The organism is Paraburkholderia sp. WS6 (assembly GCF_030464835.1).
GTDB lineage: Bacteria > Pseudomonadota > Gammaproteobacteria > Burkholderiales > Burkholderiaceae > Paraburkholderia > Paraburkholderia madseniana.
Window position 1 is genome coordinate 1 of the sequence record NZ_JALQCK010000081.1, and the last position, 14,936, is coordinate 14,936.

The window sequence follows — 14,936 nt, forward strand, 5'->3', positions numbered from 1 at the left end:
CCGCACAGGGGCAACGCTAATAGACCACTAACAAAACAAGGAAAGGCCAACACCCCAAGAACACTGACAACAAGCGCCGAACAGGCAAAAACGGCTATTTGGCCACTGGCATAGTGAACTCAGCCCCCTTGGCGATGCTATCCGGCCACCTCTGCATGATGCTTTTATAGCGCGTGTAGAAGCGCACACCTTCTTCCCCATACGCATGGTGATCCCCGAAGAGGGACTTCTTCCACCCACCAAAAGAATGCCACGCCATAGGCACAGGAATCGGCACATTAATCCCCACCATCCCAATCTGGATCTGCCGCGAAAACGCCCGAGCCACGCCACCGTCGGAGGTAAACAACGACACCCCATTAGCAAACTCGTTAGCGTTAATCAGCTCAACAGCAGAAGCAAAATCCGGCACCCGCACAACGCACAACACCGGACCGAAAATCTCCTCGCGATAAATCTTCATATCGGTCGAAACATCATCGAACAACGTGCCGCCAAGAAAGAACCCCTTCTCATGTCCGGCCACCTGATGGCCACGCCCATCGACCACCAGCTTCGCACCAGCCGCAACGCCCGCATCGATATAACCCGCCACTCTCTGGCGATGCGCCGCCGTCACCAACGGCCCCATCTCGGCTTCCGATTTCATACCGTTCAGAATCTTCAGGCTCTTCACCCGCGGTGTCAGTCGCTCGATCAATTCATCGGCAATATGCCCGACCGCAACCGCCACCGAAATCGCCATGCACCGCTCGCCAGCGGAACCGTAGGCAGCGCCAATCAATGCATCGACAGCCTGATCGAGATCCGCATCCGGCATCACCACGAGGTGATTCTTCGCCCCGCCCAAAGCCTGCACGCGCTTGCCGTGCTTCGTGCCTTCCGTATAGATGTATTCGGCAATCGGCGTCGAACCGACAAACGACAACGCGCTCACCTCGGGATGCACGAGCAGCGCATCCACCGCCACCTTGTCGCCATGCACGACGTTGAACACGCCGTCCGGCAAACCGGCTTCCTTGAACAATTCAGCTAGACGGTTCGATGCCGACGGATCACGCTCCGATGGCTTCAGCACAAACGTGTTGCCGCATGCGATCGCCACCGGGAACATCCAGCACGGCACCATCATCGGGAAATTGAACGGCGTGACGCCGGCGACCACGCCCAGCGGCTGACGCAGATTCCAGTTGTCGATGCCGCCGCCGATCTGGTCGGTGAAGTCGGTCTTCAGCAGATTCGGAATGCCGCACGCAAACTCGACGATCTCGATGCCGCGCATCACCTCGCCCTTCGCATCGGAAAAAACCTTGCCGTGCTCACGCGTGATCAACTCCGCCAGTTCGTCATGGTGACGGTCGAGCAATTCCTTGAACTTGAACAGCACACGCGCCCGCTTGATCGGCGCGGTTTCGCTCCATGCAGGAAACGCAGCACTGGCGGCAGCAACCGCCGCATCCACTTCAGCGACGCTTGCCAGCGGCACGCGTGCGCTCACGCTGCCAAGCGCGGGATTGAAGACGTCGCCGAAGCGGCCGCTCGTACCGTCGACCGTCTTGCCATTAATGAAATGGGTCAGCGCGCGTGCGCTCGTCTCGCTCCGGACAGTCTCGTCCTGATATGTCTCGCTCATTTTCTTGTCCTCTTCCTATGAAGGTCTTCCGCCCACCGCGAACGGCTTGATGAACGCAAGCGTACGGCGCTTCGGGGCGACAAATCCAATGAGTAATGCTCAACTGCGCTATAAGCCGAGCTAATATCAGGATATGGACCTGACTCTGCTACGGGCGTTCGTCACCGTCGCACGCGAGGGCAACCTCACGCGTGCCGCGGTGCAGCTTCACCTGACCCAACCTGCCGTCAGCCTGCAAATCAAGCATTTGCAGGAGACGCTCGGCGTGACACTGTTCACGCGGACCTCGCACGGGCTTTCGCTGACACGCGACGGTCAGGCCCTGTTGCCCCACGCCGAACGCGCGCTGGGCGCCGCGAGCGACGTGCAGCGTGCGGCGGCGTCGCTGCGCCACGAAGTGCGCGGCCGTTTGCGGATCGGCACGATTCTCGACCCGGCGTTTCTGCGCCTCGGCGGCTTTCTCAAGCAACTGGTGGAAACCTGGCCGCGCATCGAGACGGCCTTACGCCACGGGATGTCGGGGTGGGTGCTCGAACAGGTTCGTGCGGGTGAACTGGATGTGGGTTACTACATAGGCCTTCCAGCCGATGACGATGCCCGCGACGGCGCCACCTTTCATGCCGTCACGCTCACGCACTTCCAGTACCGCGTGCTGGCGCCGGCAGGATGGAAAGATCGCGTGAAGGGCGCGCGCGACTGGCGTTCGCTCGCCGCACTGCCGTGGATCTGGACGCCGCCCGCGTCCGCCCACAATAGGTTGCTGTCGCGCTGCTTTGGTGAGGCCGGCGTCAAACCGGTTAAGGTGGCAGAAGTGGATCAGGAGCCGTCGATGCTCGATCTGGTCAAGTCAGGTGTCGGTCTGACGCTCGCGCGCGATGCCACCGCGATCGCCGAAGCGCATGCCCACGCGTTGACCATCGTCGAAGGCGTCACCGTGCCGACCCAGCTCAGCTTCATTACGCTCGCCGAGCGGAAGGACGAACCGGCAATTGCAGCGGCGTTGAAGCTGATCGAGCAGCAATGGGCGACTTGAAGATTGCATGAAGGTCGGCATGGAACCATGCCTGAGGGCACCACAACCGCAAGGGCGATATGAGCTGTTCTCATGACAGCCATGCACCATGCGACCGATCGTCATCTCGTCGCGTTTCCTCGCAGACCGCTTTCGGCTGGTGGCGCAAGCGGAGCACCCTCGCTGGCGGTCCATCGAGGTTCGCCTCGAAGCCCACATTTTCTGGCCCCGTCATCTGAAACCACACCGTCACGCACTTTTTGTTAGATTGAGGGTTCGCGCTCACGCGCCGGCCCCGCATCGTTTCTGTTCCGTCTGACTTCGTCCTTCCCGGCAGCTTCGCCCCGGCAACACCGGAAGCTGCCGACCACGCCATCCTTCGACAGGAGCCTGACATGGCACGCAACATTGAAATCAAAGCCCGCGCCCAGCATTTCGAACAACTGCGCGAACGCGCCGCGAAGCTTGCGCCGGACGCGCCGCTGATCTTCCGCCAGCAGGACTTTTTCTACGACGTGCCGCGTGGCCGCCTGAAGCTGCGCCAGTTCGACGACGGCACGCCGGCCGAACTGATCTTCTACCAGCGCGACGACCGCGACGGTCCGAAGGCGTCGTATTACACGCGCAGCCCGGTGACCAACCCTGAAGCGATGCACGCGCTGCTCGCCACGGCGCTAACCACGCGTGGCATCGTCACGAAGGAACGTCACGTTTATCTGACTGGACGTACGCGGATCCATCTGGACCGGGTCGATGGCCTCGGCGACTTCGTCGAACTCGAAGTGCTGCTGGCTCAGGACGACGACGAAGAAGGCGGCCACGCCGAAGCACATGCGATGTTCCAGACCCTCGGCGTACCGGAATCGGATCTGGTGGCCGTGGCCTATGTGGATTTGTTGAGCCCGGACACCAACCCGAAGCAGGCTGCGTAAAACTTAAGCATCACGGGCCGCGGCGACGTCAATCATGGAACCGCGGCCCCGAAGACCCCAAACACCAGAAAGTCCGGGAAGCCCCTGCATCAAGCGGCTGCCGCCCCCGGCGACAGATGACCGAGCGGCAACGGCCCATTGCGCTTGAACGTGGTCAACACGATATTGGAGCGCACACTGTCGACGCCCGGCACACGCATCAACTTCTTCATCACGAACGTCGAGAGATAATTCAGATCGGGCGCGACAATGCGCAGCAGATAATCGGCGTCGCCGACCACCGCGTGACATTCCAGTACTTCCGGCAGCACCTCGATCTGTTGCTGGAATTGCTCGATGATCGAGTCGCCGTGATGCTTCAACTTCAGACTCGTAAACGCCGTCACGCCGAGCCCGAGTTTTTCCGGGCGCAGCACGACGCGATAACCGTCCACCACACCCACCTGCTCCAGGCGCTGCAAGCGCCGCCCAATCTGCGACGGTGACAGCGGCACCTGCTCAGCCAATTGCTGATGGGTCGCCCGGCCGAAGCGCTGAAGCACGTCCAGCAGCGCGAGATCGAAGTGATCGAGTTCTAACATGATTGATATCCGCATTGAATCGGCAATTAATGCACGATTATTGCATATTGACACGCCATAACGCCATCATTGCGCCCTTTCCGCACGCCTACCGCTCTACACTTGCATCACCGTTTCAACCCGCAGACACCGTAGAGCGCGCAGCATCATGTCCACCGCCAACACCGCCAAACTCAAAGAGCAATTCGACGCCGGCCTCGAAACCCACGCCGACTTCACCATCGACCAGCCGACCGAACGATACGGCTCAGTCGACCACGCTGTATGGCAGCAGCTTTATGCACGCCAGACTGCGTTGCTCAAGGGCCGTGTGTGCGATGAGTTTCTGGCAGGAGTCGACTGTATCGGCATGCCGCACGACCGCGTGCCCTCGTTCGACGAAATCAACGCCAAGCTGACGCCCGCGACGGGCTGGCAAATCGTTGCCGTGCCCGGACTCGTGCCCGACCAGGTGTTCTTCGAGCATCTGGCGAACCGCCGTTTTCCCGTGACATGGTGGATGCGCCGCCCCGACCAACTCGATTATCTGCAGGAACCGGACTGTTTTCACGATCTGTTCGGCCACGTACCGCTGCTGATCAATCCGGTGTTCGCGGACTACATGCACGCGTACGGCCGCGCGGCGCTTGCCGCCAATGATACCGGCGCCCTGCCGCTGCTCGCCCGGCTCTATTGGTACACCGTCGAGTTCGGCCTGATCCGCGACGCGGCGAGTCCGAACGGCGTGAAGATCTACGGCGCGGGCATCGTGTCGAGCAAAGGCGAGACGCTCTACAGCCAGCAAAGCGCGGCGCCGAACCGGCTCGACTTCGACCTCGAACGCGTGATGCGCACGCGCTACCGCATCGACACCTTCCAGAAAACCTACTTCGTGATCGACGACTTCGCGCAGTTGTTCAGCGTCGCGCAAACCGACTTCGCGCCATTGCTGGCCAGTCTCGCCGCGCAGCCGGCTTTCGCGGCAGGCGACGTGCTCGAACAAGATCGCGTGATGACGCGCGGCTCGCGGGAAGGCTGGCAAGCCGACGGCGATATCTGACAACACAGCCTGAGCGGGCCGACAGCAGGTTAATTGCATCCGTGAAAAAATAGCGGAGGCGCACGCCTGCCGGCGCGCCTGTTCAGATCAACGAGGTAGCACCATGATTAACAAACTGACTTCCGAAGAACGCGCCACTCAGGTCGCCGAACTGCACGGCTGGCAAGCCGTGGCGGGGCGCGACGCGATCCAGCGCCACTTCAAGTTCGCCGACTTCAACGAAGCATTCGGCTTCATGACGCGCGTGGCGATCAAGGCGCAGGAAATGGATCACCATCCGGAATGGTTCAACGTGTACAACAAGGTGGAGATCACCCTGTCGACGCACGAGGCTAATGGCTTGACCGAGCGGGACATCAAATTGGCCCGATTTATCGACAGTATTACTGCGTAATACAAGCGATCAGGTGCCTTGACGCACGCTGGATCGAACGATTCGACGGTAATGAAAGGGCATTGCAGGCAATCTGGCGCCCAAACCTTCAGTTCTACAGGCTATTATTAAGGCGCACGTAAGAATCCCACGCTTGCCTCGCAAAGCCGTCTAAACGATCCGGTGATAGCGTCTGCTGACGCTGTACAATCATCAGCGCATACGGCTTGGAGAGCGCGCTTGCCTCCTTGCACAGAACGAGTTCGTCGCCGCTCGAAGGTGAGCGGGCGCGCCAGAAGTTGATCGCGGCTTCCAGTTCGTGGATCGTTATCTCGGACATGACTTCGTGGTCGCTCAGTGGCTGCTTGATGGCTACTTCATGGCTGCTCGACAGCTGTTTCGTGGCCGCCTGGTGCCAGTTCGGCACGGCCACGCGGCACACTGCCTGTGCAGCAGGCGCTCCGGCGAACCGCTTGCCCAAACGCCTAAAACCATTGTACTTGAGCGAAATCCATGCGACTCCTTCTGATCGAAGATGACCGCCCCATCGCACGCGGCATCCAAAGTAGTCTCGAACAAGCCGGCTTCACCGTCGACATGGTCCATGACGGCATTTTCGCCGAACAGGCCCTCACCCAAAACCGCCACGAGCTGGTGATTCTCGATCTGGGCCTGCCCGGTATCGACGGCATGACGCTGCTCGCGCGCTTTCGTCAGAGCAATCGTCACACGCCGGTGATTATCCTCACCGCGCGCGACGAGTTGAACGACCGCGTGCAAGGCCTGAATTCCGGCGCGGACGACTACATGCTAAAGCCGTTCGAACCCACCGAACTCGAAGCGCGCATCCGCGCCGTGATGCGCCGCAGCGGTCCGCATGGCGACATGCCGCGCCCGGAAGTGTCGTTGGGCGGTGTGCGTCTGTCGGGCGTCGATCGCCGCATTTTTAACGACGACAAGCCGCTCGAGCTGTCGCCGCGCGAATTCGCGGTGCTCGAAATGCTGCTGCTGCGCCACGGCCGCGTGGTCAGCAAGGCTCAGTTGCAAGACCATCTGACGCACTTCGGCGGCGATCTCGGCGATACCGCGATCGAAGTTTATGTGCACCGGGTGCGTAAAAAGCTCGAAAACTGCCGTGTCGAAATCGTCACGGTGCGTGGCTTCGGTTACCTGTTGCAGGAAATCCGTCAGGCCGCATAATCGTTGCAAGGGCCGCAATCCGAATTGCGGCCCGACAGCGCCGGGCCGGCGCCGCGCACTCAGTGCGCAATTCGCCGGCTTCCGGCGAATTTTCACGGTGCCACGGTGCTTTAAGCCGTTGCTCCTTTCCCGCGCGTTCGATCATGCCCCAGCCGGCCGCCAATAGTCTGCGCCGCACGCTGCTGCGGCGCCTCGCTGCTCCCCTTTCGCTGCTCGCATTGATGAGCGGCCTGATCGCTTACTGGCTGGCGTGGCAATACACGCAGCACGTGGTCGACCGCTCGCTCGCCGATCTCGCCACCGCGATCTCCAAACAGATCCAGATTGCCGGCCCTGATGCCAAGGTGACGGTGCCGCCGCTCGCGCAGGCCATGTTCTCCGATCCGGTCGAACAACTCGTTTATCGGATCAGCAACGGCGAAACCGAGATCGCCGGCGACCATAATCTTCCGCTGCAAGGCACCAGCGTACGGCGCATGCACTATGCGTACGTCTTCGAAACGCAACACGAAGGCGTGACGGTGCGCGTGGCCCAGGTACGCGTCGACCAGCCGACCGGCAATCCGATCGTCGTCGAAGTGGGCCAACCGGTGCATCACCGTTTTCGCATCGCCGCCGAGTTTCTGGTCGCGATCATGATGCCGCTACTGTTGCTGCTGCTGGCGGGCTGGGTGATCGTGTGGCGGGTCGTCAATCAGCAGCTCAATCCGCTCACCGATCTCGCGGACTCGCTGAACCGGCAGACCCACACGTCGCTCGAACCCGTGGACGAGACCTATGTGCCGGTTGAGATCCGGCCGCTTACCGGCGCGTTGAATGCGCTGCTCGATCGTCTGAAAACCGCCCTCGACGGCCAGCGCAAATTTATCGCCGACGCCGCGCATCAGTTGCGCACGCCGCTCACCGCCGTCAAGCTGCACGCGGAGCAGGCCGCGGTCGCGCGTGACCCGCAGCAAACGCTCGCCGCGGTCCGTGAACTGCGCGCGGCGGCTGACCGCGCCGTGCGGCTGTCGAATCAGTTGCTTTCACTGGCCCGCGCGGAGCCGGGCGAACAGGCGGCACGTTTCGTCAACGTGGACATGGCCGCACTCGCTTTCGATACGGGTGCGGAATGGGTGCCGCGTGCGTTGACTTTTCACGTCGACCTCGGCTTCCAGCGCCTCGACGATCCGGGCAACGATCATCCGCTGATGGCGCGCGGCAATCCCGTGCTGCTGCACGAAGTGATCGCCAATCTGCTCGATAACGCGCTCAAGTACGTGCCGCCTTCACGCTTCGATGGCGGTCGCATCACCGTGACGGTGTCGCAAACCGTGATCGACGATCTGCGCATGGCCGAGATCGTCGTCGAAGACAACGGGCCGGGCGTGCCGCTCACGCAGCAAGCCGACCTGTTCAAACGGTTCTTCCGCGGCGACGGTCAGAGCGACGCCGGTGTGGATAGCGGCGCCGGTCTCGGTCTCGCAATCGTTCACGACATCATGGTGCTGCATCACGGCAGCGTGCATTACGAAGATGCGCCGGAAGGCGGTGCGCGCTTTATTGTGCGTATTCCGCTGATACCGATCAGCGTTCAGCACGGCGTCGATCCCGAAGTGCGGCGTCCGGCAAAAAAATCGGCGCACTCGGCGCCGATCGATATGTGACTCTGCAGTGCGTCAATGTACTGCCACGGGTTGCCTTGAGTTCACTTACGTTCAACTCAGGCAGCCCGCGTTTCATTTCTTCTTCGCTTTTTTCGCGGACGTCTTCGCCTTCTTCACCGTCTTGACCGTTTTGTCGGACCTGGAAGCGCCCTTCTCTTTCTCCGCCGGCGCCAGCATCGTGCCGCGGCACTTGCGCGCCCCGCAGCGGCATTCGTATTCCTTCTTGAGCTTCTTGGTCTGGCGCGCGTCGATGACGAGGCCGTAGTCGTAAAAGACTTCCTCACCCTCGGCGATGTCGCGCAGCGCGTGCACGTACACGTGACCGTCGATCTCTTCGGCTTCACAGTTCGGCGCGCACGAATGGTTGATCCAGCGCGCGCTGTTGCCGTCCACTTTGCCGTCGATCACCTTGCCGCTGTCGAGCGCGAAATAGAACGTGTGATTCGGTTCGTCCGGATTGTGCGGATGACGGCGCAACGCTTCTTTCCAGGAGATCCGCTCACCCTTGTATTCGATCAGCCGTTCGCCGGCCGCAATCGGCTCGATGGCAAACACGCCTTTGCCGTGCACACCCGAACGGCGCACGGCGATCCTGCGTGAACTCATTGAATGAATCCTTGTGAAGAACTAGGGGTGAAGATCCGGCAGCCGTCAGAAATGCACGCGTCTAACGCGCTGCTTTTTCCGACGCGGATAGCAAACGCGGCGCCTTGCGAGCGCCGCGTCGACCTGCGACGCTCATGCGCCACATCCGGCATCCTACACGCTCAAGACGGCTTCGTTCAACCGTCAATAAGACGTGCGCGCGCAAGGCGCGTTGGCAGCTTCACCGTTGTCCAAACGAAATCTCGCCGAACAGGGCTTTTTGGTCGCGCGGTTGCGAACGCCAGTACTGCGGCGGCGCTTCGACCGTCGCGCCGAGTTGCGCGGCGGCATGCCACGGCCAACGCGGGTTGTAGAGCAACGCGCGGGCCATTGCGATCAGATCGGCATCGCCTTCTTCGATGAGTTGCTCGGCATGCAGCGGATCGGTAATCAGGCCCACGCCGATGGTTGTCAGGCCGGTTGCCCGTTTGACGGCCCTCGCGAAAGGAATCTGATAGCCCGGCTCAAGTGGAATCTTCTGCAATGGCGAAACACCGCCGGACGACACGTCGATCCAGTCGCAGCCGCGCTTTTTCAATTCCTGCGCGAACGCGATCGTGTCCTCGAGCGCCCAGCCGCCTTCGACCCAGTCAGTCGCCGAGACGCGCACGCCAACCGGTTTGTCGGCGGGAAACGCGGCGCGCACGATGTCAAAAATTTCGAGCGGAAAGCGCATACGGTTTTCGAGCGAACCGCCGTAATCGTCGCTGCGCTGATTGGCGATCGGCGACAGAAACTGGTGCAGCAGATAGCCATGTGCCGCGTGCACTTCCAGGGCGTCGATGCCGAGACGCGCGGCGCGCCGCGCGGAGGCCGCGAACGCTTCGCGAATCCGGTTCAGTGCGGGCGTGTCGAGAGCAAGCGGCGGCTCTTCACCCGCCTTGTGCGGCAACGCCGACGGCGCATGTGGCAGCCAGCCACCTTGCGACACCGGAATCAGTTGCCCGCCTTCCCAGGGCACATGGCTCGACGCCTTGCGCCCTGCATGCGACAACTGCATGGCGACGCGAATCGGCGAATGCTTGCGGATCGCGGCCAGAACCGGCTTCAGGGCGGCTTCGGTAGCGTCGTCCCACAGCCCGAGATCGCCCGGCGTGATGCGGCCATCCGGTTCGACGGAGGTCGCCTCGATGCACACCATGCTGGCGCCGGATAACGCGAGACTGCCGAGATGGATCATGTGCCATGCCGTCGCCTCGCCACGTTCGGCGGAATACTGGCACATCGGGGAGACAACGATACGATTGGGAAGCGTCACGCTACGCAGCGTGAGCGGGGAAAAAAGCGCGCTCATGGATTACGCCCAGTAGAAACCCGAGAGCGATCGAGCATAGCACCGCGGATGATTGTCTGCAGGCACGCGCAGATCAGGGTTTCGGCCCGACCTGATCGAGCCACTCACCGAACATCCGGCGCGCGGCGACTTCCAGCGCCGGACCGAACTGCGCGGTCTCGGCCCGCAACTGCCGCGCGTCGATGCCGTGGCCGGCGATCTCACCGGCATTGCCGATCAGCCAGGGTTCGAACCGGTCAGCGCGAATCTCCGGATGACATTGCAGGCCCAGCACATGGCCGCCCAAGGCGAACGCCTGGTTTTCGCAGGCAGGCGTCGAGGCGAGACGTGTGGCGTTGTCGGGCAGGTCGAAGGTGTCGCCGTGCCAGTGCAGCATCGACGTGTGGGCGCCGTCCAGATGACGCACCGGCGACGCACGGCCCGCATCGGTGAGCGTAAGCGGTGTCCAGCCGAGTTCGGTATGGCCCGCGGGGTAGACGCGTGCACCGAGCGCACGCGCGATCAATTGCGCGCCAAGGCAGATGCCGAGCGTCGGCAAACCGGCGGCGATGCGCTTTTCGATCATGGAGAGCAACGGGACGAGCGTCGGGTAAAGCGCGTCGTCAGTTGCACTGATCGGGCCGCCGAGTACGACCATGAGCGATGCGGCAAACGGGTCCGGCGCTTCGATACGGGCAACGCCGACGTCGAGATAGCGCACCGGGCGCCCCCGTTCGCCGAGCTCCAGCTCAAGACTGCCCAGATCCTCGAAGTGCACGTGGCGAATGGCCAGAACTTCCCGATTCATCAGCCTGTCCCACCTTCAGGTTGCCTAAAGACTTGCCGCTACACGGCGCGAACCGGCCGGCGGACGGCAATCGCCGCCCGCCGGAACACGGCTTCGCAGTGTAGCGGATTGTCCCAGGAGAAGCCGCCTTATTGGGCGAAGATCTTCCAGGTCTTCTTTTGGGTAGCGACGTCGGCCACTTCGTACACCGAGCAATCGAGACGCAGATCCGTGTCCGACATCTTCATGTCGAGCAGCGCGCAGTGATGCGGCGTCTTCTTCGGATTCTTGCTCGGCTCGAAGTGCGAGCAGCTCAGGCACATGCGGTGCGGCGGAATCGTGCCTTGCGCTTCCAACTGATGGATGGTCTTGAGCAGGGTGCGATAGAACAGCGTCTGTTCTTCCTCACGCAGCGTGCCGACCGCTTTGGCCAGGAAGTCCGGCCATTGCGCAGCGCGCTTCGCGGCCGTGCGGCCACGCGCCGTCAGCCGGACCGCGAGGGCGCGGCCGTCGTCGAGTGCGCGGCGCTTTTCGACCAGGCCTTTGGTCTCGAGCGTGCTCACGGCATCGCTGGTGGTCGCGGCGGTCAGGGCCGTTTCGCGGGCAATTTCGCCAAGACGCATCGGCCCCTTGCGTTGCATCAGCAAGACCAGGATTTCGCCCTGGGTCGGCGTAAGGCCTGCGCCTTCCGCCCATTCCCAAGCCTGGCTCCGCATGGCCGTGCTCAATCGCAATAGGCTGTGGGTCACTCGCCCGGTTGCCTGTTCTCCGTATACGCCTTCGCTCATAATCTTCGTTTGGTTTATTAAGCTTGCGAGCGATGTCGGCGAACCGCTGCCGAACACGCCCGTAGCCTGTGTGGGGTGGCCTCGCCCTAAAGCAGACGAGACGGTTTCTACTATCTCAAAAATTTACCGCCTTGCAAGCCAAAGGCAGATGAAACGACATTCTATGCGAGACCGGCCAATCGTACAGCTAAGTTATCCAACGCAAGCTGTGGATAACCATGGGAAAACACAGGGGATGGCCTGTGTGCCAATTCTTGATAAGCAGCTTGCCCCCTCTTTCCTTACTAAAGTTGTCCTCGTTTACCGCCATCGATGCGCCTCGGATCAGCCCAGTTATGGTTTACGTAGCACTTTGACTTTTCAGGGAATTATTCAGTTGTCCACAGGCAGATGCAATGCTTGTTAACTACTACTACGTTTGTATACGTAAATTTTAGAAAAACCTGAAGGCCCGCGAGCTGGAAATTTATTTACGAAAAAAAACCCGCACGAGGCGGGTCTTCCTTACGGTTTAACGTAAGCAATCCTCTATCTGGCTAGGCTCGCCACTGCAGACACTGCTGTCTGACAGCTTCATGCAAGGACTTTTCCTGCTCGAAAACGCCCCGCAGCCACGTCGCGTCGTTGACCTGACCGCGCGCAATCGCACCGATTTCGGCGAGCGCGTTGCCCGAACCCAATGCTTCGGCGTGCGGTGCAATCAGATCCAGCGTTTCGAGGATGTCTTCGGAAATCGTCTTGCGTTCGCTCGTTTGCGGATTGATGCAGTTGCCGGCCAGACCGAAGCGGCATGCTTCGAAGCGGTTGAACGTGTAGACGAGGTAATCGTCTTCCTTCGGCGTGATCGGCTTGTCGAGCAGCAGATGCCGGGCAAGCGTCTGGATGTAGCAGGCAATCGCCGCGGCGCGATCCACCGAAAACGGCGTATCCATCACGCGTACTTCGATCGTGCCGAAACCGGGCTTCGGCCGGATGTCCCAGTAAAAATCCTTCATGCTGTTGACCACGCCGGTGTGGACCATCTTCGAGAAATATTCCTCGAAGCTATCCCACGTCAACACGAAGGGCGCACGGCCCGACAGCGGGAACGCGAACACGGAATTCAGTCGTGCCGAATGAAAACCGGTGTCGACGCCCTGCACGAACGGCGACGAAGCGGACAACGCGATGAAATGCGGGATGAAGCGCGACATCGAATGCAGCAGATACAGCGCGCTGTTCGGATCCGGACAGCCGATGTGCACGTGCTGGCCGAACACCGTGAACTGCTTGGCAAGATAACCGTACAACTCGGAAAGATACTGAAAGCGTGGCGTATCGACGATTTGCCTTTCACTCCATTGCTGGAATGCGTGCGTGCCGCCGCCGCACAAGCCGACGTTCAGACGGTCGGCCGCCGACACCAGCGTGTCGCGGATCGTGCGCAAATCGGTGACGGCCTGTTCATGCGTCGTGCAGATACCGGTCGACAGCTCGATCATGCTTTCGGTGATTTCCGGCGTGATGTTGCCGGGAATTTTTTCGTCCTTGATGAGGCGCATCAGATCCGAGCCGGCTTTGGTCAGATCATAGTCGTGCGTATTGACGATCTGCATCTCGAGTTCGACACCGAATGTGAACGGTTTCGAATCGATGAAGGGTTCGAGTGACATGGCGTCCCCAGAGTCAGGTCGGCCGATGTGTGTCACATGTCTGTGTCACACACCCGGCCGTTTTTGAATCGAATAAGTTGGATAAAGCGCGCAAATCAGGCGCGTAAAGCATTGGACAGCGCATCGGACAGCGGCGTGCCCTTACCGTGCGCTTACTCTTCGCGCCGTTCAGCCACCAGCGCCAGGCTGCGATACACGAGCCACGGCCCGAGAATCTGCAGCACGAAAATTGAACACATCACGATCGCGCGCAGTTGCGGATCGAAATTCGGATAAAGGTTGTAGGTATCGTCGACGAGCAGGTACGCAAGCGCCGACATGGGCGATAACGACAAACCGAGCGCCATGCCCTGCTTCCAGTTCAAGCCACTCGGCTTGGCGAAGGCCATCACGCCCACCAGTTTCGCGACCAGACGCGCAACAATCAGACCCAGCGCCGCGACACCGCCAAGCGCGATGTCTTTCCATTCGAACGAAGTGAGCGTCAGCACGAACAGAATCACGGTCAACAACCAGCCGGCCGTGCCGAAATGTTCCGGCCACAACTGCGGACGCGCTTCAAGATTCTTCACGATGATGCCCGCGGCCAGCAACGCGAGAATGGTGGAAAGCTTGAACACATGCGCCACCGCAATGGCCAGCAGCACGAGGCCGAACAGCGCGACGAACGAATGCTCGTCCTGCATGTTCAGACGACGGTAAAAAAACGTGCAGGTGCGCGCCAGCAGATAGGCCAGCACGAGCGAGCCGACCAGCAAATAAAGCGGCTGCAGAATCGTGGCGTAGACGTTGCCGTAAACCTCCTGATGCAACCAGCTCGAGACCAGTTTTTCGATCACCACCGCGTACATGCTGTTCAGCGCGGTAAGGGTCAACAACCGTTGCGTGACCTGGCCTTCCGCGCGCAGCTCGGTTTTGAGCTGGATCACCATTGCCGGCGAAGTCGCCATGGCAATCGCGGCGAGCACCGTTGCCACCATCAGCGGCACCTTCAGGAACAGCAAAACCGGCAAAACCAGTGCGAACGTCAGCGTGGCTTCCGCGACGCTCGACAGAATCAGCCAGGGATTGCGGCGAATCCAGCGCAAATCGAGCCGGCTGCCCAGTTCGAATAACAACAAACCGAGCGCTACGTCGAGCAAAGGCCGCGCGGCGCTCGCGGAATCAGCGTCGATCACGCCGAAACCGGCTGCGCCGGCTACCAGGCCAATGACCGCATACCCGGAAATGCGCGGCAAACGCCATGCGCGGTAGCACAGTTCACCGCACAGACCCGCGGCGAGCAATGCAAGACCAGCCCAAAAAATGGCGTCGGGTGTGAGTCAGGGCTGTTAACTTTATCCCCCGTGTGTTAACGTTCCTGCTGTTCACGTCC

Annotated in this window: 15 protein-coding genes; 6 read left to right on the forward strand and 9 right to left on the reverse strand. The window is 61.0% G+C overall.

The features are described from left to right. Nucleotides 1–94 precede the first annotated feature (94 nt). Nucleotides 95–1,633 carry a CoA-acylating methylmalonate-semialdehyde dehydrogenase gene (locus M0D64_RS43795; RefSeq protein ID WP_266262171.1) on the reverse strand — a complete coding sequence of 513 codons (1,539 nt, stop codon included), beginning with the start codon at nt 1,631–1,633 and terminating at the stop codon, nt 95–97. A 133-nt stretch (nt 1,634–1,766) separates the two neighbouring features. On the opposite strand from M0D64_RS43795, the gene M0D64_RS43800 reads away from it, so the two are divergent. Then, nucleotides 1,767–2,666, forward strand: a complete 900-nt coding sequence (locus tag M0D64_RS43800) for a LysR family transcriptional regulator (protein WP_154558739.1) — start codon at nt 1,767–1,769, stop codon at nt 2,664–2,666. Nucleotides 2,667–3,040: 374 nt separating this feature from the next. Then, on the forward strand, nt 3,041–3,577 hold the full coding sequence (locus M0D64_RS43805; protein ID WP_154558740.1) for a class IV adenylate cyclase: 537 nt from the start codon (nt 3,041–3,043) through the stop codon (nt 3,575–3,577). A gap of 89 nt (nt 3,578–3,666) precedes the next feature. On the opposite strand, the gene M0D64_RS43810 is transcribed toward M0D64_RS43805, so the two are convergent. Next, nucleotides 3,667–4,158: an Lrp/AsnC family transcriptional regulator gene (locus M0D64_RS43810; RefSeq protein WP_054042727.1), complete on the reverse strand. Its 492-nt coding sequence runs from the start codon at nt 4,156–4,158 to the stop codon at nt 3,667–3,669. Nucleotides 4,159–4,306: 148 nt separating this feature from the next. On the opposite strand from M0D64_RS43810, the gene phhA reads away from it, so the two are divergent. Further along, nucleotides 4,307–5,197: a phenylalanine 4-monooxygenase gene (gene phhA / locus M0D64_RS43815; RefSeq protein ID WP_154558741.1), complete on the forward strand. Its 891-nt coding sequence runs from the start codon at nt 4,307–4,309 to the stop codon at nt 5,195–5,197. Between the two features lie 49 nt (nt 5,198–5,246). Further along, entirely contained in the window at nt 5,247–5,591 is a 345-nt protein-coding gene (locus tag M0D64_RS43820) for a 4a-hydroxytetrahydrobiopterin dehydratase (protein ID WP_266238879.1), read from the forward strand. A 94-nt stretch (nt 5,592–5,685) separates the two neighbouring features. Here M0D64_RS43820 and M0D64_RS43825 read toward each other — a convergent pair whose 3' ends face one another. Continuing rightward, nucleotides 5,686–5,910: a DUF3717 domain-containing protein gene (locus M0D64_RS43825; RefSeq protein ID WP_054042765.1), complete on the reverse strand. Its 225-nt coding sequence runs from the start codon at nt 5,908–5,910 to the stop codon at nt 5,686–5,688. A gap of 173 nt (nt 5,911–6,083) precedes the next feature. Here M0D64_RS43825 and M0D64_RS43830 point away from each other — a divergent pair, with 173 nt between their 5' ends. Together M0D64_RS43830 and M0D64_RS43835 are read left to right on the forward strand one after the other, a co-directional pair. After that, nucleotides 6,084–6,770: a response regulator transcription factor gene (locus tag M0D64_RS43830; RefSeq protein ID WP_028197606.1), complete on the forward strand. Its 687-nt coding sequence runs from the start codon at nt 6,084–6,086 to the stop codon at nt 6,768–6,770. Between the two features lie 143 nt (nt 6,771–6,913). Next, complete coding sequence (locus M0D64_RS43835) at nt 6,914–8,416, forward strand: sensor histidine kinase (protein WP_154558743.1); 1,503 nt, start codon at nt 6,914–6,916, stop codon at nt 8,414–8,416. A 72-nt stretch (nt 8,417–8,488) separates the two neighbouring features. Here M0D64_RS43835 and M0D64_RS43840 read toward each other — a convergent pair whose 3' ends face one another. The 6 genes from M0D64_RS43840 to M0D64_RS43865 all read right to left on the reverse strand — a co-directional run bounded on the left by M0D64_RS43840 (nt 8,489) and on the right by M0D64_RS43865 (nt 14,868). Then, nucleotides 8,489–9,022: an SET domain-containing protein gene (locus M0D64_RS43840; protein WP_154558744.1), complete on the reverse strand. Its 534-nt coding sequence runs from the start codon at nt 9,020–9,022 to the stop codon at nt 8,489–8,491. Nucleotides 9,023–9,242: 220 nt separating this feature from the next. Then, nucleotides 9,243–10,355: an NADH:flavin oxidoreductase/NADH oxidase gene (locus tag M0D64_RS43845; RefSeq protein WP_154558745.1), complete on the reverse strand. Its 1,113-nt coding sequence runs from the start codon at nt 10,353–10,355 to the stop codon at nt 9,243–9,245. Between the two features lie 73 nt (nt 10,356–10,428). Continuing rightward, complete coding sequence (locus M0D64_RS43850) at nt 10,429–11,142, reverse strand: glutamine amidotransferase (RefSeq protein ID WP_266262172.1); 714 nt, start codon at nt 11,140–11,142, stop codon at nt 10,429–10,431. 128 nt (nt 11,143–11,270) lie between these two features. Further along, nucleotides 11,271–11,909: a MarR family winged helix-turn-helix transcriptional regulator gene (locus M0D64_RS43855; protein ID WP_154558747.1), complete on the reverse strand. Its 639-nt coding sequence runs from the start codon at nt 11,907–11,909 to the stop codon at nt 11,271–11,273. Between the two features lie 536 nt (nt 11,910–12,445). Further along, nucleotides 12,446–13,561 (reverse strand): YbdK family carboxylate-amine ligase, encoded by a 1,116-nt coding sequence (locus M0D64_RS43860; protein ID WP_097390782.1) that lies wholly within the window; start codon nt 13,559–13,561, stop codon nt 12,446–12,448. Between the two features lie 152 nt (nt 13,562–13,713). Then, entirely contained in the window at nt 13,714–14,868 is a 1,155-nt protein-coding gene (locus M0D64_RS43865; RefSeq protein ID WP_266262173.1) for a cation:proton antiporter, read from the reverse strand. Nucleotides 14,869–14,936 lie beyond the last annotated feature (68 nt).